At 69.2% G+C, this 22,829-nt stretch carries 23 protein-coding genes; 11 read left to right on the plus strand and 12 right to left on the minus strand.

The annotated features are described in order from the left end of the window. Positions 1-341: 341 nt before the first annotated feature. From HLH21_RS13395 to ispH, 6 genes are read right to left on the minus strand one after another with little or no spacing between them, the layout of a single operon-like run. Complete coding sequence (locus HLH21_RS13395) at positions 342-1,289, minus strand: nucleoside hydrolase (protein WP_182944256.1); 948 nt, start codon at positions 1,287-1,289, stop codon at positions 342-344. A gap of 55 nt (positions 1,290-1,344) precedes the next feature. After that, positions 1,345-2,115, minus strand: a complete 771-nt coding sequence (locus HLH21_RS13400) for an ABC transporter permease (protein ID WP_182944257.1) — start codon at positions 2,113-2,115, stop codon at positions 1,345-1,347. Further along, the gene (locus HLH21_RS13405) at positions 2,112-2,849 is read right to left on the minus strand and encodes an ABC transporter ATP-binding protein (RefSeq protein WP_182944258.1); all 738 of its coding nucleotides are present in this window, start codon (positions 2,847-2,849) and stop codon (positions 2,112-2,114) included. The genes HLH21_RS13400 and HLH21_RS13405 overlap by 4 nt, the downstream gene beginning before the upstream one ends. Further along, on the minus strand, positions 2,846-3,352 hold the full coding sequence (rnhA, locus tag HLH21_RS13410) for a ribonuclease HI (RefSeq protein ID WP_182944259.1): 507 nt from the start codon (positions 3,350-3,352) through the stop codon (positions 2,846-2,848). Before rnhA ends, HLH21_RS13405 begins: the two co-directional genes overlap by 4 nt. Continuing rightward, complete coding sequence (locus HLH21_RS13415; RefSeq protein ID WP_182944260.1) at positions 3,342-4,316, minus strand: homoserine kinase; 975 nt, start codon at positions 4,314-4,316, stop codon at positions 3,342-3,344. The genes rnhA and HLH21_RS13415 overlap by 11 nt, the downstream gene beginning before the upstream one ends. A 15-nt stretch (positions 4,317-4,331) precedes the next feature. After that, positions 4,332-5,330 (minus strand): 4-hydroxy-3-methylbut-2-enyl diphosphate reductase, encoded by a 999-nt coding sequence (gene ispH, locus HLH21_RS13420; protein ID WP_182944261.1) that lies wholly within the window; start codon positions 5,328-5,330, stop codon positions 4,332-4,334. A gap of 201 nt (positions 5,331-5,531) precedes the next feature. On the opposite strand from ispH, the gene HLH21_RS13425 reads away from it, so the two are divergent. Beyond that, entirely contained in the window at positions 5,532-6,167 is a 636-nt protein-coding gene (locus tag HLH21_RS13425; protein WP_246379739.1) for a hypothetical protein, read from the plus strand. A 72-nt stretch (positions 6,168-6,239) separates the two neighbouring features. On the opposite strand, the gene HLH21_RS13430 is transcribed toward HLH21_RS13425, so the two are convergent. Both HLH21_RS13430 and HLH21_RS13435 read right to left on the minus strand, forming a co-directional pair. After that, a complete protein-coding gene (locus HLH21_RS13430; RefSeq protein ID WP_182944262.1) occupies positions 6,240-7,274 on the minus strand; it encodes a sulfate ABC transporter substrate-binding protein in 1,035 nt (344 codons plus the stop codon). A gap of 141 nt (positions 7,275-7,415) precedes the next feature. After that, entirely contained in the window at positions 7,416-9,068 is a 1,653-nt protein-coding gene (locus tag HLH21_RS13435) for an OprO/OprP family phosphate-selective porin (RefSeq protein WP_246379740.1), read from the minus strand. 363 nt (positions 9,069-9,431) lie between these two features. Between HLH21_RS13435 and HLH21_RS13440 the strand changes: the two genes are divergently transcribed. Genes HLH21_RS13440 through HLH21_RS13450 form a run of 3 tightly spaced genes read left to right on the plus strand, consistent with a single transcriptional unit; the run spans position 9,432 to position 14,132 of the window. Continuing rightward, on the plus strand, positions 9,432-11,393 hold the full coding sequence (locus tag HLH21_RS13440; protein WP_408871386.1) for an OPT family oligopeptide transporter: 1,962 nt from the start codon (positions 9,432-9,434) through the stop codon (positions 11,391-11,393). Positions 11,394-11,436: 43 nt separating this feature from the next. Then, positions 11,437-12,420 carry an LLM class flavin-dependent oxidoreductase gene (locus HLH21_RS13445; protein ID WP_182944265.1) on the plus strand — a complete coding sequence of 328 codons (984 nt, stop codon included), beginning with the start codon at positions 11,437-11,439 and terminating at the stop codon, positions 12,418-12,420. 35 nt (positions 12,421-12,455) lie between these two features. Then, positions 12,456-14,132, plus strand: coding sequence for a M3 family oligoendopeptidase (locus HLH21_RS13450; RefSeq protein ID WP_182944266.1), 1,677 nt, complete (start codon positions 12,456-12,458; stop codon positions 14,130-14,132). A 24-nt stretch (positions 14,133-14,156) separates the two neighbouring features. Here the strand turns inward: HLH21_RS13450 and HLH21_RS13455 are convergent, their stop codons facing one another. Beyond that, entirely contained in the window at positions 14,157-14,669 is a 513-nt protein-coding gene (locus HLH21_RS13455) for a TlpA family protein disulfide reductase (protein ID WP_182944267.1), read from the minus strand. Between the two features lie 111 nt (positions 14,670-14,780). Here HLH21_RS13455 and HLH21_RS13460 point away from each other — a divergent pair, with 111 nt between their 5' ends. Next, positions 14,781-15,080 (plus strand): hypothetical protein, encoded by a 300-nt coding sequence (locus tag HLH21_RS13460; protein WP_182944268.1) that lies wholly within the window; start codon positions 14,781-14,783, stop codon positions 15,078-15,080. Positions 15,081-15,088: 8 nt separating this feature from the next. Here HLH21_RS13460 and HLH21_RS13465 read toward each other — a convergent pair whose 3' ends face one another. Together HLH21_RS13465 and HLH21_RS13470 are read right to left on the minus strand one after the other, a co-directional pair. Next, complete coding sequence (locus tag HLH21_RS13465; protein ID WP_373319703.1) at positions 15,089-16,060, minus strand: SAM-dependent methyltransferase; 972 nt, start codon at positions 16,058-16,060, stop codon at positions 15,089-15,091. A gap of 7 nt (positions 16,061-16,067) precedes the next feature. Further along, on the minus strand, positions 16,068-16,475 hold the full coding sequence (locus HLH21_RS13470; protein ID WP_182944270.1) for a DUF423 domain-containing protein: 408 nt from the start codon (positions 16,473-16,475) through the stop codon (positions 16,068-16,070). A 48-nt stretch (positions 16,476-16,523) separates the two neighbouring features. On the opposite strand from HLH21_RS13470, the gene pip reads away from it, so the two are divergent. From pip to HLH21_RS13490, 4 genes are all read left to right on the plus strand, one after another. Then, a complete protein-coding gene (pip, locus tag HLH21_RS13475; RefSeq protein WP_182944271.1) occupies positions 16,524-17,471 on the plus strand; it encodes a prolyl aminopeptidase in 948 nt (315 codons plus the stop codon). Between the two features lie 117 nt (positions 17,472-17,588). Beyond that, positions 17,589-18,152, plus strand: coding sequence for a DUF4142 domain-containing protein (locus tag HLH21_RS13480; protein ID WP_182944272.1), 564 nt, complete (start codon positions 17,589-17,591; stop codon positions 18,150-18,152). Between the two features lie 46 nt (positions 18,153-18,198). Further along, the gene (locus tag HLH21_RS13485; protein WP_182944273.1) at positions 18,199-18,771 is read left to right on the plus strand and encodes a cob(I)yrinic acid a,c-diamide adenosyltransferase; all 573 of its coding nucleotides are present in this window, start codon (positions 18,199-18,201) and stop codon (positions 18,769-18,771) included. Between the two features lie 8 nt (positions 18,772-18,779). Then, entirely contained in the window at positions 18,780-20,243 is a 1,464-nt protein-coding gene (locus HLH21_RS13490) for a hypothetical protein (protein WP_182944274.1), read from the plus strand. Positions 20,244-20,248: 5 nt separating this feature from the next. Here the strand turns inward: HLH21_RS13490 and HLH21_RS13495 are convergent, their stop codons facing one another. Further along, positions 20,249-20,797, minus strand: a complete 549-nt coding sequence (locus tag HLH21_RS13495) for a gluconokinase (RefSeq protein WP_246379741.1) — start codon at positions 20,795-20,797, stop codon at positions 20,249-20,251. A gap of 780 nt (positions 20,798-21,577) precedes the next feature. Here HLH21_RS13495 and HLH21_RS13500 point away from each other — a divergent pair. Further along, positions 21,578-22,243 (plus strand): hypothetical protein, encoded by a 666-nt coding sequence (locus HLH21_RS13500; protein WP_182944276.1) that lies wholly within the window; start codon positions 21,578-21,580, stop codon positions 22,241-22,243. Between the two features lie 31 nt (positions 22,244-22,274). Beyond that, entirely contained in the window at positions 22,275-22,727 is a 453-nt protein-coding gene (locus HLH21_RS13505; RefSeq protein WP_264811949.1) for a hypothetical protein, read from the plus strand. Positions 22,728-22,829: the final 102 nt, after the last annotated feature.

Genomic DNA, 22,829 nt, shown 5'->3' on the forward strand with positions numbered 1-22,829 from the left:
GCCCCCCACGCCTGCGCCCCGCCCCAGGCCAGAACCCCGATCAGCCCGCCCATCAGAACAAGGATCAGCCAGCCCGACAGACGCACCACGCCCGAAAACACCGCGTCGCCGGAACGTCCCGGCGCGCGGCGCGCGGCCAGCGGCGCGGCCGGGGCCGATGGTACTGAATTATTCATGCGGGACACGATCCATGCGGGCTCCGGCCAGATGTGGCGCTTCGTCAACCATGTCGGGTCGCGCCCGGCCTGTGCGGCCCGGGCGGCAGTCAGACCCGCGTCCGCAGTCTCCTACTGGACCGCCCCGCCCCCCTGCAACCTTCGATCGCCACATGCCACTGCCGGTCACGCCGGGCAAAGGCGCGACAGCCGGTCGATCACCAGGTTGAAATAGCCCTCGGCATCCACCCTGTTCAACACCAATGCGTTGGGCTGGCGCTCGGTCACGCCCCACCAGTCGATGACCGTCATGCCCCGCGTCAGCGCCCCATGGCATTCAATCCCGACATGGGCCAGCCGGCCGCTGAACAGATGGGGCTGCAGCAGGGCCGCGATCACGGTGGGGTCGTGCAGCGGGCCGCCATCAGTGCCCCACTGGCGTTCGTTGAAGGTCTTGTTGAAGCGCAGCAGATGATAGAACGCCTCGGCGATCGGGGTGCCGATCGCGCGCAGGCGCGCCATGCGCGCCGCCGTCGTCAGCGCGCGATGCGTGCAATCCAGCGGGATCATGGTGATGGGCACGCCCGAGGCGAACACGCGGGCCGCGGCTTCGGGGTCCACATGGATGTTGTATTCGGCGGCGGGGGTGATGTTCCCGGCCTCGGACCGCGCGCCGCCCATCAGCACGATGCCGTGCAGATGTTCGGCCAGCCGGGGCTCGCGGATCATCGCCAGCGCGACGTTGGTCAACGGCGCGAGACAGCAGAGCGTCACGCTGCCCGCCGGCCGGGCCATCACCAGTTCGACGATCCGGTCGGGGGCGAAGCCCTCGGCGGCGCGCAGGGCGGGTTCCGGCAGGTCGTAGCCGTCGAATCCGGTGGTGCCATGGACGTGTTCGGCCGTTCGCAACGCCCCCGCCAGCGGCCCGGCCGCCCCGGCATAGACCGGCACGTCGCCCCGCCCCGCCAGTTCCAGCGCCATCAGCGCGTTGCGGGTCGTCAGGTGCAGGGGCACGTTCCCGCCGACGGTCGTCAGCGCCAGCACCTCCAGCTCGTCGGGCGACGCCAGGGCCATCAGGAACGCCACCGCGTCGTCCGGCGAAGGATCGGTATCTATGATGACGGGGCGGATCATGACGCGGCCTTCCTCGGTCGTTGCGGGCGGCCCTGTCGTCCCCCACCACATCTTCTCAGTCAACCACGCTGTCGGGCACCCAGTACAGCAGCCGCGCCAGCACCCGGTCCACGCCCCACCACAGCAGCACCGTCATCGTCGCCAGCACCAGCAGGGCGGCGAACATCAGGTCGGTCTCGAATCGCGTGTTGGCCGTCTGCATCAAAAACCCCAGGCCCGACGAGGCGCCGACCCATTCCCCGACCACCGCCCCGATCGGCGCGATCGCCGTCGCCACCCGCAGGCCCGACCCGAAGGCCGGCAGGGCGGCCGGCAGGCGGACATGCACCAGCACCCGCCACGGCGCGGCCCCCATCGTGCGCGCCAGATCCAGCCACTCCGGCGGCGTCCGCCGCAGGCCGTCGAAGAACGACGAGGTGATGGGGAAGAAGATCACCAGCACCGCCATCACCACCTTCGACGCGATTCCGAAGCCGAACCACAGCACCAGCAGCGGCGCCAGCGCGAAAACCGGCACCGCCTGGCTGAGCAGCACCAGCGGCATCATCCAGCGCCGGACCACCCCCGATGCGGTCATCGCCAGCGCCAGCGCGGCCCCGCCCAGCATGCCCAGGCCCAGGCCCAGTACGGTCTCCAGCAGGGTCGTGCCCGCCGCATCCGCCAGCAGCCCCCGCTGCGCCCACAGGGTGCGCGCCACCGCGTCCGGCGCCGGCAGCAGGTAAGGCGGCACGCCGCCCAGGCGCGCGACACCCCACCACAGGGCCGCCAGCCCCGCCAGCGTGACCAGCGGACGCACCGTCCGCGCCGCGATCCGCCGCGCGGTCACGCCGCGACCCCGTCCAGCAGCCGCCGCATCAGATGCCCCTGCCCGCGCAATACGCCGGGATCGTCCGCCGGGCGCGGCGTGGCGCCATCGGGCGCCGGGACCGACGACAGGCGCGCCGGCGACCCCGCCAGCAGCAGGATCACCTGCCCCAGCCGGCAGGCCTCCAACGGATCATGGGTAATCAGCACCACGGTCCGGCCCCGCAGCATGTCGGCGGCCAGGTCCTGCATGCGCGCCCGCGTCACGCTGTCCAGCGCGGAAAAGGGTTCGTCCATCAGCACGACGGGACGATCCTCGTACAACGTGCGGGCCAGGGCTACCCGCTGGCGCATGCCGCCCGACAGTTCCGACGGCAGGGCGGCGAGGCGGTCGCCCAGCCCCATCCGGCGCAGCAGGGCCTCGGCCCGGTCGCGCTCGACGGGCGCGCCGCGCAGGCGCGCGCCCATCGTCACATTGTCGATGACCCGCGCCCACGGCAGCAGCAGATCCTGCTGCCCCATCCAGGCGACGCGCCCGGCCAGCGACACCCCGTCGTCCGCCGCCACATGCCCCGCCGTCGGCCGGTCCAGCAGCGCGACAGAGCGCAGCAGGCTGGTCTTGCCCACGCCGCTGGGGCCGAGCAGGACGCTGAACGTCCCGGCGGGAAAGGTGAAATCCAGCCCCTCGAACACCGGGCTTCCCGCATGGGACAGGCCCAGCCCCTCCAGCCGGATCGCCGGGGGGGCCTGCGTCACCGGCTGCGAACGGGGTAGGCGATCCCCAGCGCATCGCGCGCCGCCGTGGCCAGCCGATCGACACGCTCGTTGTTTTCGTCGCCCGAATGGCCGCGCACCCACCGCCAGCTCACCTCGTGCCGGGCGCTGACATCCAGCAGGCGCCGCCACAGATCCATGTTGGCGACCGGGTCGCCCGAGGCATTGCGCCAGTTGCGACGCACCCAGCCGGTATGCCAGCGCGTGATGCCGTTGCGGACATATTCGCTGTCGGTATGCAGCACCACGCGGCACGGGCGCTTCAGGGCTTCCAGCGCCTCGGCCGCCGCCGTCAGTTCCATGCGGTTGTTGGTCGTCTCGGCCGCCCCGCCCGAGATCTCGCGTTCCTGCCCGCGAAAGACCAGCAGCGCCGCCCAGCCCCCCGGCCCCGGGTTGGGCTTGCAGCCCCCGTCGGTCCAGATTTCGACAAGCCCGAGATCCGTTTCGGCATCGGCCTCGATCGGCCGTTCAGGGTCAGAGGCCATAAGCCCCCCCGTCCCGCACCGCGCGGTGGAACCGCAGGCGGCGCAGATAATCCAGCGGATCCTTGCGGGTGACCATCGCCCCCGGCGGAGTATTCACCCAGTCGTACAGCCGGGTCAGCAGGAAACGCAGCGCCCCCCCCGACGCCAGCACCGGCAGCGCCCGGCGCTCGGCCTCGGACAGGGGACGAACGCTTTCGTATCCGGCGATCAGCGCACGCGATTTCGCGACGTCGAACGACCCGTCGGCATCGAAGCACCAGGCATTCAGGCAGATCGCGATGTCGTAGGCCAGGATATCGGTGCAGGCGAAATAGAAATCTATGATCCCCGAGACCGCGCCATCGAGGAAGAAGACATTGTCCGGAAACAGATCGGCATGGATCTGCCCGCGCGGCAGGTCGGCATGCCCGCCCTGCCCCGGCCATGCCGGCAGGATTTCGGCCAGCGCCGCATCCAGTTCCGCCATCAGTCCGGGCTGGACCGAATCCCCGTCGGCCCGGCAGGCCGCCACCAGCGCGGGCCACGCGGCGGGCCCCAGCGCGTTCGGGCGCACCGCGTCATAGCCCTGCCCTGCCGCGTGCAGCGTCGCCAGCGCCGCCCCCACGGGCGCGCAATGCGCGGGCAGGACCTGCCGGGGCCAGACGCCGGACAGGAAGGTCGTCACCGCCGCCGGGCGGCCGGCCAGGGTACGCAGCGCCGCCCCGTCGCGCGCCGGCACCGGGCGCGGGCAGGACAGGCCATGGTCCGACAGGTAGCCCATCAGGCCCAGGAACCACGGCAGGTCGTCGGGATCGACCCGCCGCTCGTACAGCGTCAGGATAAAATCCCCGCCTGTCGTACGCAGGACGAAATTGCTGTTTTCCACCCCTTCGGCGATCCCCCGGAACGCCGTGAGGTCACCGATCTGGTACTCGGACAGGAACGCGCGCAGCGCCCCGTCCGAAACATCCGTGTAGACGGCCATGGATAAGGGGGCGGCTCAGCCCAGAGGGGCCGGCAGGCGGAACGTCACGTTTTCTTCCTTGACGGTCCGTTCCTCGATTTCCAGCGTGTAGCGCTTGGCCAGGGCCGCCACCATTTCCTGCACCAGCGCCTCGGGCGCCGAGGCGCCGGCGGTGATGCCCAGCGTGTTCACGCCGTCCAGCACGGACCAGTCCAGGTCGCTCAGGCGCGGCACCAGCAGGGCGCGCGGCGCGCCGGAACGTTCCGCCACCTCGCGCAGCCGCTGCGAGTTCGAGGAATTCGGCGAACCGATCACGATCACCAGGTCGCATCCAGGGGCGATGGCCTTCACCGCTTCCTGCCGGTTGGTGGTGGCGTAGCAGATGTCCTCGCGCTTCGGCCCCTCGATCAGGGGGAAACGGCGGCGCAAAATGTCCACGATCTCGGCCGTGTCATCGACCGACAGCGTGGTCTGGGTGATGAAGGCCAGTTGCGACGGGTCCGCCGGCTGGACGGTGCGGGCCTCCTCGGCGTCGTTTATCAGGGTGACCGCGCCGGGCGGAAGCTGGCCCATCGTGCCCACGACCTCGGGGTGGCCGGCATGGCCGATCATCAGGATGTGGCGGCTGTCGGGCCCGCCGTCGGCGAAATGACGCTCGGCCTCGCGATGGACCTTGGACACCAGCGGGCAGGTCGCATCCAGATACAGCAGGTTGCGGCGCTCGGCCTCGGCGGGGACGGTCTTGGGCACGCCATGCGCGGAAAAGACCACATGGCCATCGGCGGGAACCTCGTCCAGCTCCTCGACGAAGATGGCGCCCTGGGCTTCCAGTTCCTCGACGACGGTGCGGTTATGCACGATCTCGTGCCGGACATAGACCGGCGCGCCATAGCGGCGGATGGCTTCCTCGACCACCCGGATGGCGCGGTCGACACCGGCGCAGAACCCGCGCGGGCCGGCCAGAAGGACCTTCAGCGAGCGGATCGACGCATCGACGGGGACGGAATCGGGTGTCTGAATCATCTGGTCGGGCATGGTGTTCCCCAAACGTCCGGCGGGCGGTATAGGATACGGGCCGGGGGCAGCTTACCGGCCGGCCGCACCCCGGTGCTGGTCCGGCCCTACGCAAACCGGGACCGTGGCGCAAGCCATTTTCCTGCGACCCCGGTGCATTTGGACTTACCCGTCCGGCCGGAGCCACACAAGAAACCCGTCCGCCGGCGGAGCCGCGCCACCATGACCGAGAACGAGACCCCGGAACCCAGCATGACCATCGCCATCCCGCACGGCCTGCACCGCCTCCGCCGCCCCGTCGCCTTTCGTGGACTGGCGCTTCTGTCGCTCGCCCTCCTGCCCGCGGCCTGCAGCCTGGACGACCCGAACGCCTTCGCCCCGGCCTGCCCGGTCGTCGAGGTCCCCGGCGAGGCCGCGGACCTGGTGGCCTACGCCGGGGACGCGCACGACATCGCCCACATGACGACGCGCGCCAGCCTGACCCGCGTCACCGGCAACTGCCAGCAGGGCAGCAGCGGCGGCCACGGCCGGGCGCGGTCGATCACCACCAATATCAGCGTGGGCATGGACCTCACGCGCGGCCCCGCAACGAAGGGCCGGACCGTCGACGTTCCGTATTTCGTCGCCGTCGTCTATGACGGCGAGATCAAGAGCAAGAAGCAGTTCGTGGAAACCATCGAATTTCCACCGAACGTGACGCACATGCTGACGCACACGCGCATCGTCCCCATCGACCTGCCGGTGTCCCACCGCGTCACGATCGACGGCTATCATATCGAGGTCGGGTTCCAGTTGACGCCGGACCAACTGGCCTACAATCGCAGCCACCTGATTACGCCGTCGTTCCACCCGCTCTGACGGGTTCGCGCGGCCCCATCCGGGGCCACGCGCAGGGGCCGGCCTTTTATCCGGCCCCGCTCTCCGACCCTGTTATTTGACGTAAATGCTGTCGAATACCCCGCCATCGGCGAAATGGGTCTTCTGCACGACCGTCCATCCCCCCAGGCTGGCGATGTCGAACGTCCTGACCTTCGGGAACAGGTCGCCGGTCCCGGCCAGGATCGCCGGGTCCACGGGCCGGAAATAATGCTTCGCCCCGATCCGCTGGCCTTCGGGGCTAAACAGGAATTCCAGGTAGGCGCGCGCCACCTCGGTGGTGCCGTGGGCGGTGGCGTTGCGATCCACCACCGCCACCGGCGGTTCGGCCAGGATGGTCTGCGGCGGCACGACGAGATCGAACGAATCCGGCCCGATATCCCGCGCCGCCAGCAGGGCCTCGTCCTCCCACGCCAGCAGCACGTCGCCCAGCCCGCGCTGCACGAAGCTGTTGGTCGCGCCGCGCGCGCCGGTGTCCAGCACCGGCACATGGGCGAACAGCGATTTCAGATAGGCGCGGGCCGAGGCCTCGGACCCGCCCGGCTGGTTCACCGCCCAGCCCCACGCCGCCAGGTAGTTCCAGCGCGCCCCGCCCGACGTCTTGGGGTTGGGGGTGATGACCTGCACCCCGTCGCGGATCAGGTCGGGCCAGTCGTGAATCCCCTTGGGGTTACCCTTGCGGACCAGGAAGACGATGGTGCTGGTATAGGGCGTGGAATTATGCGGCAGGCGCTTCTGCCAGTCGGCGGCCAGCAGCCCGTGCGTGGCCAGGACGTCGATGTCATAGGCCAGCCCCAGCGTGACCACATCCGCCGGCGCCCCCTCCAGCACCGCGCGCGACTGCGCGCCGGACCCGCCGTTGGAAGTCCGGACCGCAACCGCCGCGCCATTGTGGCCCTTCGCCCATGACGCGGCGAAGGCGCGGTTGATGTCGGCGTAAAGCTCGCGCGTCGGATCGTACGACACGTTCAGCAGCGTGGTGGCCGCCTGGGCCGCCCGAGGCCGCAGCCCCACGATGGACGCCGCGCCGGCAACCGCGGCGCCGGCCAGAAACGTCCGGCGCGAGGAGGAGAAAGGCGTGTTGGTCATGATACCACCCTGTTGCAAGCCGATCGCGACGCGGCTGGAAGCCCGATCGCGAAACGATACGCGTTGAGACAAAGGGCCGGCACGGGTGACACCGTTTTGGTCACACCGCGCCCAAGGCCCCGGTTGAAGGCATCGGAAAGATCAGAAGGCGGCCTGGATCCGTCCCGCGACGGCATTGCCGTTGCGCCCCAGGACATTGACGCCGCCCGAGACGCCTTTCGAACGACTGACGATGAAATGGTCGTAGTCCAGCATGAACTTCACATGCGGGTTCGGGTACCAGTTCAGCCCGCCCTGCCAGACCGTCTGCTGGTTGCCGTTGATCCCCGCACCACCCTGGCCCGCGACGTCGTTCAGGTCCGTCACGCTCCAGCGGCCATTGAGTTCCAGCGCGCCCCAATGATCGTGCAGCGGATCGAAATCGTACTCGACGCCGGGCGTCGTGAAGGCGGCGATCTTGGAGTTATAGGCGCGCGGCTTGCCGAACAGGGTGTAGTTGGCCGCGACGTACCAGCCATCGAAACCCAGCGACGGCAGCGGGGACGCACCGGCCTCATGACTGCGCTCCACGCCGATATGGTAATATTCGCCCTTCAGCAGGAAGCGCCGCCACCGGAAGCCCAGTTGCGGACCGGCGGCCCAGATCTGCGAGACGTTGGTCAGGGCGCCCGATGTCAGCAGCGACGTCTCGCCCAGCGGGATTTCGACGTTGTCGCTGAACGTGTAGGTGCGCCCCTTCGAATTCTGGTTGACCTTGAAGGCGCTCGTCGCGCCCGCGCCGACATGGACGTCGATGTCCTTGCTGACATAGGGGCGCCCGGCGACACGCACCACCCCGCCGGTCTGGCTGTCGGTGATCGTCGTGTCCTTCGACCGGTCGCCGAACTTCTGCCCGGTGAAATAGGCCGCCGCGAGCCAGCGCTTTTCGTAATGCTCGCCCCCGATGCTGAAGCGCGCGACGCCGCCGGCGAGATTGCGTACCAGATCGACGATCGTCGGACGTTCGAGGAATTCGAACGCCCCGGAGCGTTCGGCGCTTTCCTCTTCCATGCGCGGCTGGAAATAGCCGGCGGTCAGCGTCGTGTTGCGAAGCCCGGTATAGTTCAGGTTGGCCTCGAACAATCCCACCGACCCGTCGACCGAACTGGAGCCGAAATCGGGGGTGACGTTGGCCACCCAGTCCTTGTACCGCCAGGTGAAATACAGACGCAGCCGGCGCGCATTCTGGGTGAAATTGTTGAAATTGCCCCTGGCCTCTCCGGCTTTCGGACCGGCGTCGAAAAAGCCGCCGATATCCTCCTGCGCCAGCAGGCCGACCGAGAAGCTGTAGGCGCCGTCATCCGACGAGATGGTGGGGCGGCCGGACGGGAAACCGATGCGGATGCCGCCGATATGGACGCTTTCATCCTTTTTGGTCGCGGCCTTGAATTCCTCCCACGAGGCGATCGAGCCTTCCAGCGCGGCCAGGCGGGAGTCGGCGTCGGATCGCGGACGATGCGGGCCGGCGCCCTGGGGCTCGCCGATCGTGGGCAGCGGGCCGGTCCAGGGTTGCGGCTGGGGCTGGGGCTGGGCCTGGGCGTGGCGCACCTCCTGCGGGGCCGGCGTGCGCGCGTGCGCGGTGCGGACGGCGCCTTCGGCGCGGGCCACGCGCGCGCGCAACTGCCCGATCTCGCCCAGCATGTCGTGCCGCATCTGCGCCATTTCGCGGCGCAGCTCGCGGATTTCGTCGTCCTGCGGCGACGCCATGGCCACTTCCGGCGCGGCAACACCCGTCATAATGGTTGTCAGAAGCATGGCTTCCCGCCACCGCGAACGAAAACGCATCCTCAACTCCCCCCTTCAAACCGACGCATGATGAGTGGACCCCGCCCACCAAACCCATGCCATTTTAGTGATATGATATTTTCACGTCGAAAATAGTTATTTCATCAAATCGACACCACATCAAATCCGTTGTCAATCGTGGTTAACTGGAATTGCGACATAAAATTGCACTACGCATATGCGGGACCTGAATGCCTCGGCAATCCACCTCGCCGGGCCGCGCGGCCGTCCGGCGGGACACCGTGCCGTATCAGCACCGGAACGATGGCCGCTGACCGATGCCGCACGATGGTCTAGGGTGGCGGCGAACGATACGGCGACAGCATGACGAACATGACCTCCTCCCCTCTTTCCACCTCCCCGTCCCAGCGGGAAATGACGATCAGGGGTCTGATCCTGGGCGCCCTCATCACCGTGGTCTTCACAGCCTCGAACGTCTATCTGGGCCTGAAGATCGGCCTGACGGTCGCGTCCTCGATTCCGGCGGCGGTGATCTCGATGTCCGTGCTGCGTATGATGGGCGGCGCGACGATCCTGGAAAACAATCTGGTCCAGACCCAGGCCTCGGCGGCGGGCACGCTGTCCTGCGTGTTCATCTCGTTCCCCTGCCTAGTCATGATCGGCTACTGGCAGCATTTCCCGTATCTGGAGACGATGCTGCTCTCGATGGCCGGGGGGATGACCGGCGTGCTGTTCACGGTCCCGCTGCGCCGCGCGATGGTGACGCACAGCACCCTGCCCTACCCCGAGGGCGTGGCGGCGGCCGAAATCCTCAAGGCCGGGTCCGAGACCGGCAACCCCGACAGCCTGAAGGCCCTGCTGACCGGCGGGCTGGTGTCGGCGGTGGTCACGCTGGCCACCGGCGGGTTGCGCCTGCTGGCCGACGGGGCGGCCACAACAGCGACATGGGGCGGCGCGGTCTTCAGGGCCTCGACCGGCTTTTCGCTGGCGCTGCTGGGGGCGGGCTATCTGGTCGGCATCGCCGGCGGCATCGCCATGCTGCTGGGCGCGATCATCGCATGGGGTATGGCCGTCCCGGTCCTCAGCACCCTCCTGCCCAACCCCGCGCACCTGGGGCCGGCCGATTTCGCTACCGCGCTGTGGGCGCAGAAAGTCCGCTTCATGGGCGCGGGCACGATCTCGGTCGCGGCCGTCTGGACGCTGGCGGTGCTGGCCCGTCCGGTCGCGGCCGGCATCCGCGACATGCTCCGCGCCGGGGCGGGAATCGGGGATGCGGGCGACGAGCGCGACCTGGCGCCCCGCACGCTGGGCCTGCTGGCGGGCGTGCTGCTGCTCGTGCTGTTCGGCCTGTTCGTCGTCTTCCAGATGCCGGTGGCGACCAACGGCCACGCCATCGTCACCGCCGCGCTGGCCGCCGTCGCATTCTGCGCGCTGTTCGGCTTCCTGGTGGCGGCCGCCTGCGGCTACATGGCCGGCATCGTGGGGTCGTCCTCGTCGCCGCTGTCGGGAATCGCCATCATCGCCACGGTCATGATCGCCTCGTTCCTGCTGCTGCTGGAAGGGCTGGGCCTGCTGCCGGCCGAAATGGCGGCCAACAATCATCACCTGGCCATCGCCTTCGCCCTGTTCCTGCTGTCGGCGATCGTCGCATCGACGGCCATTTCCAACGACAATCTGCAGGATCTCAAGACCGGGCAACTGGTGGGCGCCTCCCCCTGGCGACAGCAGGCCGCCCTGCTGGTCGGCTGCGCCAGCGGCGCCCTCGTCATCCCGCCCGTGCTGGAACTGCTGTACCAGGCCTACGGCTTCGTGGGCGCGATGCCACGTCCGGGCATGGATGCCAGCCACGCCCTGGCCGCGCCGCAGCCCGCGCTGCTGGTGACGCTCACCACCGGCATCTTTCGGCATCAACTGGACTGGACGATGATCCTGCTGGGGGTCGGGCTTGGGATCACCCTCATCGCGACCGACCTGCTGCTGCGCCGGCGCGGGGGCGCCCTGCCGCCGCTGGCGGTCGGCATCGGCCTGTACCTGCCCCCCGCCGTCAGCGTGACGCTGGCCATCGGCGCCCTGCTGGGATGGGCCTGCACCCGGCGGGCGCAAGGGGGCCGAAGCCCCCATGCCGAAACCGGAACCGGCACCATGCTGGCCTCGGGCTTCATCGTCGGCGAAAGCCTGACCGGCGTGCTGCTGGCCGCCATCGCCGGGGCGACGGGGCGGGACGACACGCTGTCCATCCTGCCGGCCGAGGCCGGCAGGATGCCCACGCTGCTGGGCTTCGGGGTATTCGTCGCCATATGTATCTGGTTCGGCCGCAGCTTACGACGCGGGTGATCGCGCAAGACATCGTGCAGGAACTGGCAAAGGACCGACTCTGGTGATTCCCTTCTCGGTGCTCGACCTGTCGCTCATCGTCCGGGGCGGCGACGCCGCCACGGCCTTCCGCAACAGCCTGGCCCTGGCCCGGCATGCCGAGGCCCTGGGCTTCAACCGCTACTGGGTGGCGGAACATCATTCCATGCCGGCCATCGCCTCGGCCGCGACGGCGGTCCTGATCGGGCACCTCGCGGCAGGGACGCGCACCATCCGGGTGGGCTCGGGCGGGATCATGCTGCCCAACCATGCGCCGCTGGCGATCGCCGAGCAGTTCGGCACGCTGGAAAGCCTGTTTCCCGGCCGAATCGACCTGGGGCTGGGCCGCGCGCCGGGATCGGACCAGGAGACGATGCGCGCCCTGCGCCGCGACCCGGCCAGCGCCGACCGCTTTCCGCAGGACGTGGTGGAACTGCTGCATTATTTCGACCCGCCCGCCCCCGGCCAGCGGGTGCGCGCCGTGCCGGGCGCCGGGCTGGACATTCCGGTCTGGCTGCTGGGGTCTTCCCTGTTCTCGGCGCATCTGGCGGCGTCGCTGGGCCTGCCTTTCGCCTTCGCCTCGCATTTCGCGCCCGACCAGATGGAAGACGCGGTGGCCCTGTATCGCCAGCGCTTCACCCCGTCCCGGCGCCTGGACGCGCCCTATGTCATGCTGGCGCTGAACGTGGTGGCGGCCGACAGCGACGAGACGGCGCGCCTGCTGTTCACCTCGCACCAGCAGCAGTTCGTGGCCCTGCGCCGGGGCATGCCGGGGCAGTTTCCGCCCCCCGTCGCCTCGACCGAAGGGTTGTGGACGCCGGCGGAACAGGCGGGCATCGACCGCGCGCTGGCATGTTCGGTCGTGGGCGGGCCGGCGGCCGCGCGCGCGGGCATCCACGCCTTCATCGCCCGGCATCGCCCGGACGAGCTGATGATCGTCGGCGCCATCCACGACCAGGCGGCGCGCCTGCGGTCGTTCGAGATCGCGGCCGCGGCGCGAACACGATGATGGACGGCCCGACCCGGCAGTGCGATGATCGGGCCATGCCCATCCAGTTCAAAGACCTCGATTTCCCGCCGCCCACGGCCGACAGCCTGGCCACCGCCTTCGCCCGCGTCACCGCCCTGCTGGACGATGGCCGGCGGGGCGACGCCCTGGCCCTGTTCGACACCGAACGCCGCGCCTACGACAGTTGGGCGTCGCTGGTCGCGCTGCGGTTCGCGCAGGATACGACCGACCCGAAGGCGAAGGCCGACCGCGACCTGGCCGACAGCCTGACCCCCCTGGTCACCGGGCACGAGGTCGCGATCAAGCGCCGCCTGCTGGACGATGCCGACCGGCCGGGCCTGACGGCGGCCATCGGCACCCACGCCGTCAAGCTGTGGGAAACCGACGTCACGACCTTCGACCCGCGCATCCGCGACGCGCTGGAGGAAGAAGCCCGGCTGGGCGGCGAATACACCGCCCTGCTGGCCTCGGCCCGCGTGACCGTCGCGGGACAGACCATCAACCTGTCGGGGCTGGCGCCATTCGCCGAAAGCCTGGACCGCGCCACCCGGCACGAGGCCGAACAGGCGCGCTGGGCGTTCTTCGCCCAGCACGGGGCGGAACTCGATTCGCTGTACGACCGGCTGGTCCATGTCCGCCACGGCATGGCGACGACGCTGGGCTATGACAGCTATACCCCGCTGGGCTACCGGCGGATGCGCCGGGTCGATTACGGCCCGGCCGAAGTCGCCCGCTTCCGCGAGGACGTGTTGAACCACGTCGTGCCGCTGGTGCAGGCGATCCTGGAAAACCGGCGCCTGACCATGAACTGGGACCGGCTGCGCGCCTGGGACGAACCGCTGATCGACCCGCTGGGCAACCCCAGGCCCGTCGGCGATCACGATGTGCTGGTCGCGCGCGCACAGACCATGTTCGACCGGCTGGGCGGCGACCTGGGCGGGTTCTACCGCCAGATGGTCGAAGGCGGGTTCCTCGACCTCCGCAACCGCGCGGGCAAGGCCGGCGGCGGGTTCTGCACCGCGTTCCCCAGCGTCGGCATGCCGTTCATCTTCGCCAATTTCAACGGCACGCAGCACGACATCAACGTCTTCACCCACGAAATGGGGCACGCCTACCAGAACTGGAAAAGCCGCGACCTGCCGGGCATCGACCTGCTCTGGCCGACGATGGACGCGGCCGAGATCAATTCGATGGCGCTGGAATTCCTGACCTGGCCGCAGATGGACCTGATGGTCGAGGACGGGCTGGCCGACCGCTTCCGCCGCATGCACCTGATCGGGTCGCTGTCCTTCCTGCCCTACGGGGCCTGCGTCGATCATTTCCAGCACGAAATCTATGCCCGGCCGGACATGACGCCGGACGAACGCCATGCGACCTGGCAGCGGCTGGAAAAACTCTACCTGCCCTGGCGGGATTACGGCGACCTCGCCTGGCCGTCCAAAGGCGGCCGGTGGCAGGCGCAGGCCCATATCTACCGCTCGCCCTTCTATTACATCGACTATACGCTGGCGCTGTGCTGCGCGATGCAGTTCTGGCTTCGCAGCCGCACCGACCACGCCGGGGCGATGGCGGTCTATACCGACCTGTGCGCGCTGGGCGGCTCGCAGCCCTTCACCGGACTGGTCGCCGCCGCCGGCCTGGCCAGCCCGTTCGAGCCGGGCACCCTGGCCGACATCGTGCAGGAGGCCGAGCGCGTCCTGCAGATGCGCTGACGGCCGGCCCCTCGCGGACGCGCGCTATCGCGCGTCCCATCTGGCCAGCAGGTCCACCACCGCCTGCGCCGACATATGCCGCGCGTCGCCCAGCGCCAGCGCCCCGTCGGGGTTCAGCAACCGGCCCTGCGGCGTGACGATCAGGACGGTCGGCACGGCCTTGATCGTCACGCCGTAGCGCTGGGCGATATCCAGGTTGGTGTCGATACGCCCGACATTGATCGCCACCGTGACGAAACGCGCATCGACCCACGGCGCGACCTGGGGCAGGCGCAGCACGCCGGCCATCAGGCGGCAATCGGGGCACCAGTTCCCGCCGAAATCCAGCAGCACGTTCTTCCCGCTGGCCTGGGCGGCGCGGAACGCGGCCGCGACCTGCGCCTGGGCGTCGGCAGGCGGGCCATAGGGGGCGGCGACGGCGGTGGGCGCGGCCTGCCCGACCTGCGGCACCGGCATCGGCGGTACGGCGGCACGGGCCGGCAGGACCATGGCGATGCCCAGCAGGGCGGACAGGGGCAGCAGGCGGCGCAGGAGCATCTTGATCCGGATCCGATGACGGAGGTGAACGAGGCATAATGTCGCGTTAACATGGACCACAGGCAAGCTTCGCCATACAGGCCCCCTCACGAAGAAGGATTCATCCCCCGCATGACAGTGGCCCCGCAGCCCAGCGTCGCACGCACCCTGCTCAAGACCCTGGCCCTCGTCACCGTGACGGCGGCGCTGATGGCCAGCCTGCGCTTCAGCGCCGCCGTCGCCGGCTGGGTCGACCGGATCGCCGGAACCAGGCTGTGGAGCAGCCTGTACAGCCTGACCGGGGCGTCGGACGCGGTGTCGCGCGAGCGCCTGATCCTGCTCGGCGTCGCCGTTGCCTGCTTCCTGCTGGCGCTTCCGATCATCCAGGCCGGCGAGTGGTGCGTGGACCGCGTGCGGGACCGCCGCAGCTAAAACGGCGGTCAGGACGGATCGCGGTCCCAGAAGAACGTCAGCTCGTGCTTGTTGTGCCACAGATGCAGCACGCGGCCACCGGGGATCGCCGCGAACGCCTCGGCGGTCTCGTGGTCGGTCCCGCCCTGGAACTTGATGGTCATCACGATGCGGCGGGCCGTCCCGGCCGCGACCCAGCGCCGCGCCAGCGCCAGCAGGCGCGGCGGATAGGCGATGATATCGGAAAACATCCAGTCGACCGGCCCCAGATCGGCCGGCTCGATCCCGAACGCGCTGTCCCGCCGGGCCACCACCCCCGGCATCGCGGCGACACGGGGGTCGAGGTCGGCGCGGTCCACCGCCGTGACCCCTGCCCCGCACTGCGCGATCGCCCACGTCCAGCCGCCGGGCGACGCGCCCAGATCGACACAGGACTCACCGGGACGCGGCCAGACGCCCAGCCGGGCGCAGGCCTCCCACAGCTTCAGATAGGCCCGTGACGGCGGCCCCACCCGGTCCTCGACGAACGCGACCGCGCCGTTGACGAAGGGCGACGTCTTGCGCGTCGACAGCAGCATCGTGTCGGGGGCCAGCAGCGTCCACGCCCCCAGATGCCCCGTCGGGGCAGCCGCCGGAAACACCAGCGGCCGCGCACGGACCGGCGGCAGGCGCGCCTCGATCAGCGCCGCCCGGCGATGGTGCCCCACCGCATGACAGGCCCAGTTCCGCTGCCGCGCACGCAGCAGCGCGGCGGCGGCGCCGATCGACGGCACGGGGTGCAGTTCGGGCTCCAGCCAGGTGTCCAGCGCCCAGGCGGCCGCCACCGGCGGGGCCGACGACAGCGCCAGCCGCCCGTGCCAGCCCATCGGCTCGACCCCCTTGCGGCGCAATTCCTCGGTCAGGGGGGCCTCGAATCCCTCGGCGGCCAGATAGGCGGCGCGAACGGGGTGCGGCAGCACCAGCGGCGGGGCGACCGGCTGTTCGGATGAGGATGTCGTCATCATGCGGTCAGGCGCGCATCGCATCCACGGCCAGCAGCAGCCACGCCAGCATCAGCGTGCTGCCGCCGATCGGGGCCACGGGGCCGAGGTGAAGGCCCGTCACCCCGGTCCAGGCCACCGCCCCGCAGAACAGGACGATCCCCGCGGCGAATCCGCATCCCGACAGCAGCAGCAGCATGCGCCGTCCGCGCTGGGCCAGCAGCACGCCCACCGCCAGCAACGCCAGCGCGTGCCACATGCCCATCTGCACGGCCTCGCGCGCCAGGACGCGGCCACCGGCGGCGAAAGCCGCGTCGGGCAGGTGCGCCGCCAGCGCGCCGCCGGCGGCCGACAGCAACCCGGCCAGGCCGCCGGCAGCCTGGAACGACCGGGCGGACCGGGGCGGGGAAAAGGGAAAGACAGGCAGCAGCGTCATGATGCGCCACAGTGTAGCCGCGCCGCCCGGTTGACGTATAGTCGCCCCATGCCACGCCATGACCTGTTTCCCGACATCGCGCCGTACGAAAGCGGATATCTGTCCGTCGGCGATGGACATGAATTGTATTGGGAGCAGGCGGGCAACCCCAGGGGCCGGCCCGTGCTGTTCCTGCATGGCGGGCCGGGGGCCGGGGCCGGGGCCGTGCACCGGCGCTTCTTCGACCCTGCCTTCTGGCGCGTGATCCTGTTCGACCAGCGCGGCGCGGGGCGATCGCGCCCCCATGCGTCGGTCAGCGCCAACACGACGCCCCACCTGGTCGGCGACATCGAAACCCTGCGCCGCTTCCTGGGGATCGAGGACTGGATGCTGTTCGGCGGGTCGTGGGGATCGACCCTGGCCCTTATGTACGCGCAGACCTACCCCCAGCGGGTGCGGGCGATGGTGCTGCGCGGGATCTTCCTGGGGCGGACGCAGGAACTCGACTGGTTCTTCCACGGGCTGGCCAATGTCTTCCCCGACGCGCACGACGCCTTCCTGGCGCACCTGCCGGTCCACGACCGGCACGATCCGCTGGCCGCCTATATGCGCCTGCTGTTCGACCCCGACCCGAACATCCACCTGCCGGCGGCGCGGGCCTGGTCGGCATACGAGGGCACATGTTCCACCCTGATCCCCGCCCCAGCCGCCGTCGCGGGATTCGCCCACGACCGCGCCGTCGTCGGCCTGGCCCGGATCGAGGCCCATTATTTCCGCCACGGCCTGTTCCTGCCGCCCGAGGGCCTGCTGGGGGGCATGCCGCGGATCGCCCATATTCCCGGCCGGATCATCCAGGGACGGTACGACATGGTCTGCCCCAGCCAGTCGGCATGGGAACTGGCGCGCCACTGGCCGCGGGCCACCCTGGCGATGGTGCCCGATGCGGGCCATTCGGCCCTGGAACCGGGCATCCGCCGCCGGCTGGTCGCCTGCGTCGAGGATCTGCGCGACGCGTGAGGGGGTACGCGGCCGGCCCGCGCATTGCGGGGCCCGGCAAAACCGGCGATGCTCCGAAACGTTCGGTAGCGGTTCATCCACCTCCCGGCACCGGGCCATCTGACTGGAATCGCGTTCATGAAGACCTACGCACGCTGGCTGCTCGCCGCCTCGATCCTGCCGCTGGCAGCCTGCGCCGAGGCCCCGAAGGCCCCGCCCGCGCCGCCTCCGCCGCCCCCCCTGGCCGCGGCCGACGCCACGTTCGTCGAAAAGGCGTCCGTCGCGAACACATTCGAAATCGCGACCGGCCGCCTGGCGGACAGCCGCTCGCACAATGCAAAGGTCAAGGCGTTCGCGGCCCGGCTGGTGACCGACCACAGCGCCAACCAGGACCGGCTGGGCGGCATCGCGACACAGCACGGCGTGACCCTGCCGACCGACCTCAGCACCGACGAGGAAAAGACCCTCGACGAGCTGAAGGCCGAGACCGGGCGTAAATTCGACCGCGATTTCCTGGCCGTGCAGGTGCAGGCCCATACCGACGCCCTGCCCCTGTTCCAGGCCGAGGCCCAGAACACCACGGATGCCGACCTGAAATCCTACGCCGCCGACACCGCGGCGGCGGTGCAATCCCACCTGAACATCGCCCAAAACCTGAGCCCCCCGGCCCACCCCCATCGGGGCCGGCGCCACCACCACTGACGGCGCGACCCACGCCGCGCGATTCGTGACGGACGACGAACGACATATGAGCATCAGGATCGACCGGATCGTCACGCGCGGCGGCGACGGCGGACAGACATCGCTGGGCGACGGCACGCGCGTCGACAAGACCTGCCCTCGCATCGAGGCCCTGGGGGCGGTCGACGAGGCCAACGCGACGATCGGCGTCCTGCGCCTGCATGTCGCCCCGTCGTCGCCCGACGCCACATGCCTGGCGCGTGTGCAGTCCCTGCTGTTCGATATCGGCGGGGTGCTGTGCGTTCCCGAACCGGGCGCGCCGGATGCCGGGGCCGACAATTTCCGGGGTGGAGATGACGCCGTCACCGCCCTGGAAGACGCGACCGAGCGCCTGCGTGCCCGCCAGGAACCGCTGCACAGCTTCGTGCTGCCCGCCGGCAGCGCGGGCGCGGCCCATGCCCACCTGGCCCGCACGGTGGTCCGCCGCGCCGAACGCCGGGTCCTGGCGCTGCGGCGCGAGGCCGCGATCAGCCCGTCGGTCCTGCGCTGCCTGAACCGGCTGTCCGACTATCTGTTCGTGCTGGCCCGCCACCTGAACGATGACGGTCGCCAGGATGTCCTGTGGGAACCGGGCGGTTAACGCACCCCGTGTGTCCTGACGATTTTCGGCCCCGGCCCGGACCGTTCGCCCCGGCCGCCCACCTGCCGCCGATCCTGATCGTTTCCGCCGCCCTGGTCGTCTATGCCATCGCCCTGTTCCACCCGGCGCTTCTGAACGACGGGGACAGTTTCTGGCATATCGCGGCAGGGAACTGGATCCTGCATCACAGGGCCGTTCCGCACACCGACCCGTTTTCCGCCACCTTCGCCGGGCATCCCTGGGTCGCGCATGAATGGCTGTCCGAACTTCTGATGGCCGCCGCCTTCGACCTGGCCCGATGGGACGGGGTGCTGATCCTGACCGGCCTGGCCGTTGCCCTGACCTGCGGCATGGTCGCCGCCTTCGTCGCGCGCCGGGCCGGCGGAATGGCCGCGATCGTGACCACCATGCTCGCCATGGCCTGCACCTTTCCCAGCCTGCTGGCCCGTCCGCACATGCTGGCGCTGCCGTGCCTCGCCGGCTGGACGATCGCCCTGCTGCGCGCGCGTGAGCGGGGCACCGCGCCTCCGCCGCTTCCCATCGTCGCGGTCATGCTGCTGTGGGCGAACCTGCATGGCAGCTTCGCCTTCGGGCTGGCCCTGGCCATTCCCTTCGCGATCGAGGCGATGATCGATTCAAGGGCCGCTTCGGGGGCCGACCCCATCCCGACAGCCCTGCGCTGGGGCCGGTTCATCATCCTGTCCACCGCCACGACGCTTGTGACGCCGAACGGCTGGCAAGGGCTGCTCTTTCCTTTCCGGCTGGTGTGGATGCCGCAGCTCGCCGGCATCGGCGAATGGCAGCCCGTCAATTTCGCCACGATCCAGCCTCTGGAATACGCGCTGTTCGCGCTGTTGTACGTGACCATGACACGCACCGTCCGGGTACCCGCGATACGGCTGCTGATCCTGATCGGCCTGCTGTATCTCGCCCTTCGTCATGAACGCGACCAGATGGTGGCCGGGATCGTCGGCGCGCTGATCCTGGCGCAGCCCATTGGCCGGGCCGTCGCGCACGACGGCGCCGCCGGCACGGGGCCGCGCGCCACACGCCCCTGCCTTGCCGCCGGCTTCATCGCCTTTGCCCTGCTGACCCTGGCCCGCACGCTCCACCCGTTCGTGCTGGCCAACAGGCCGTCCGCCCCGGTTGCCGCCGTGGCGCAGGTGCCCGCCGACCTGGCCCGCCAGCCGGTGTTCAATTCCTACGCCTTCGGCGGGTATCTCATCTTCAGCGGCATCCGGCCATTCATCGACAGCCGGGCCGACATGTACGGCGCCGCCTTCATGACATCCTACCTGGCGGCGATGGATGTGGCGGACCGGGACGCCTTCGCGCGGATCGTCGCACGCCACGACATTCGCTGGACGATCCTGCCGCCCGGTGCACCCCTTGCCCGCCTACTGGATACGCTGCCAGGCTGGCGCCGCGTGTATGCCGACAAAATCGCCGTCATCCATACCCGCGCGCCCTGACCCGATCAGCCCCGCGCCAGCGGATGGCCCTGGGGCGCCAGATCGCGCAGAGCCTCGTAGGCCGCGTCAACCAGCCGGCTGCGGCTGGCCGTCACGTCGAGTTCCAGCAACACCTCGCCGTCATCCGGCTCCTCCAGCGCGTCGAACTGGCTGTCCAGCATCGTCGACGGCATGAAATGGCCCGTCCGCTGCCCCAGGCGCGGCGCGATGTCCTCTTTCCGGCCCTTGAGGTAGACGAAACCGACCTCGGGATTCCCGCCCGAGATGATTTCGCGATAATGCCGTTTCAGGGACGAACAGGTCACGATCCCGTACCCGCCCGAGGACAGCCACAGCCGCGCCACCTCGGCGATCTTTTCCAGCCAGGGGGCACGGTCCTCGTCGGTCAGGGGGGTGCCGGCGCTCATCTTGGCGATGTTCGTCTCGGGGTGCAGTTCGTCGCCTTCGACGATCGGCCAGCCCATCCGGCGGGCCAGAAGCTGCGCCAGGGTGGATTTGCCCGATCCCGAAACCCCCATCACCACCAGAACGCGCGGCGCGCCCACCTGCTTCATGCGAGTCGACGGTTTCGCGAGTGGAACGTGTGATGCCGCGAACGGCGGTGCGACAGGGGACGCGGTAAGGGGGGCGTGTTGTGCCATGGTGAACGTTTTTCCCTTTATTAGTTTTCTTGATTGTCGGCTGTCCGGTCAGGACATAGCCGGCCGGAGCCGCCGTCGCGCTTTTTTCGCAGCGCCGATGGACGGGGCAATACCGAACCAACCCCTATAGTGGTGTCCCCGCCACCGGAGCAGGGCAAGCATTCAGGCAGGACATCACATAGAAGTGAATCTGTCGCACGGATTCGTCGCCCTGCGATCGGGCGCCCATCACCATATGACAAACCTGGGTCAGGAATAGAATCGCCGTTAACGAAAAAAAATGACTTGGGCCTGTAACATCGGTTCGATCATTCGATGTCGGTTTCTTCGGCTTTCATCATTTGCGAAATAGCTGACGCGCGCATGCCCGTTCAATACACGACACCCATGACGCCTGACCTGTCCAAACTGTAATGACAAATCAGATATATCCCCTTCACATGTCAAAGACACTGCCCCGGCGGCCGCTTCGGCACGTCTTTCACCTAAAAAGGTCACCAGCCTAAGAATTTCCCGCACAATGGCCTTGCATTTTCTTTCCGAAAGAGGCTATGCAAAACAAAATCATTATACATTTCGATTCTAAGCCCCCATTGAAAGCCAGACTGACACACACTGACATGAAAATGTGATTTTCAGTCCGGGACAAACCCCAGGTCGTCTGTCCTTTCGTATTTTTCGAGAGTTTTTGCCGTGTCCGTATATAACGAATCGCTTCCCTTTTCCGGCGAGACGGAACAGGCCGATATTGATAACCGCGACGAAGTCAGCGAACAGGCCCTGCGCCTGGCCCTGTCGCGACTGGGATCGAAGCGCAGCGCGCCTTCGCCTTCGCCTTCCCCCACGCCGGCGGCCTCCGCGCGCCTGCCCCGTGCCCACGACCCCGCGCAGCGCCGGCGCAAGTTCGTCCAGGATGGCGAGGTTCGCGTCGAGCACCACGCCATGTCCCGCCCGACCCCCCGTACGCTGCATGTCCCGACGGACGATGGCGGAGAGGTCGAGCGCCTGCGCCAGCAGGTCCGCCACGAACAGAAACTGCGCGAAGACGCCGAACGCGCCAGCCATGACGCGCAGGCCAGCCTGCGTTCGCTGGAAACGCGCATCGGTCACGCCGACATCATCCTGACCGAAGCGAAGTCACAGATCGAAGCCCGTGACGACGAAATCCAGGACCTGAAGGCCGATCTGCTGACAGCCCGTGCCGAGACGACGCGGCTGGAGGCCGAACTGGCCCAGCTTCGCAGCCGGACGACCACGCCTGCCGCCGCCCCCATCCGCCGCCCGCGCAGGCCCATCGCCCGCATCGAGGAGCCGGAGGACGAGCCCGAGCCCGTCAAATGGTGGATCAAGAAGAAATAAGCGGCGAAACATCCGGCCTGGTCCCGGCGCCGTGGCCTGCCTGCCTGTTTCCACGGGCCGGATTGCACAGGCGATCGTCATCGCCAGCATGGGGTGCGCTATCGCGCTCCTGATGATGGCGCCGCTGATCGGTGGGCTGTTCGTCCTGCTGCGCGACGTCTTCGGCGCGCTGACCCTGCCGTTCTCGCTCCTGTTCGGCATGGCGGGCCGCGACGACCATGCGGCGGCCCTGGGCCATGTGGTGGGCGCGATGGGGTCGGACCTGCTGCGCCATCCGTTGCGCGCGCTCTGTGCGGCGGCGCTGTGCGGCGCCAGCGCGGTGCTGTCCATCCTGGCGCGCGGTCGTGGGGCGCGGGCGATGCTGATGGGCGCGGCGACGGCCAGCGCCGGCGCCGCGTGGCTTGGCGGTTATCCGGTCGCGCTGGTCCTGGCGCCGGGATTCGTCACCGAATGCCTGTGCGCCGTCCGCCCCGCCGAACGCTGACCGACAGGGGCGCCATCCCCCGGGTCTTCCAGCCGCCCCCGAAAACATGATACCGCGACAGATGCCTGCGGCCGACAGGAAGCGCGTTCCGACCGACGGCCA

It is taken from the genome of Gluconacetobacter johannae (genome assembly GCF_014174305.1).
Taxonomy (GTDB): domain Bacteria; phylum Pseudomonadota; class Alphaproteobacteria; order Acetobacterales; family Acetobacteraceae; genus Gluconacetobacter; species Gluconacetobacter johannae.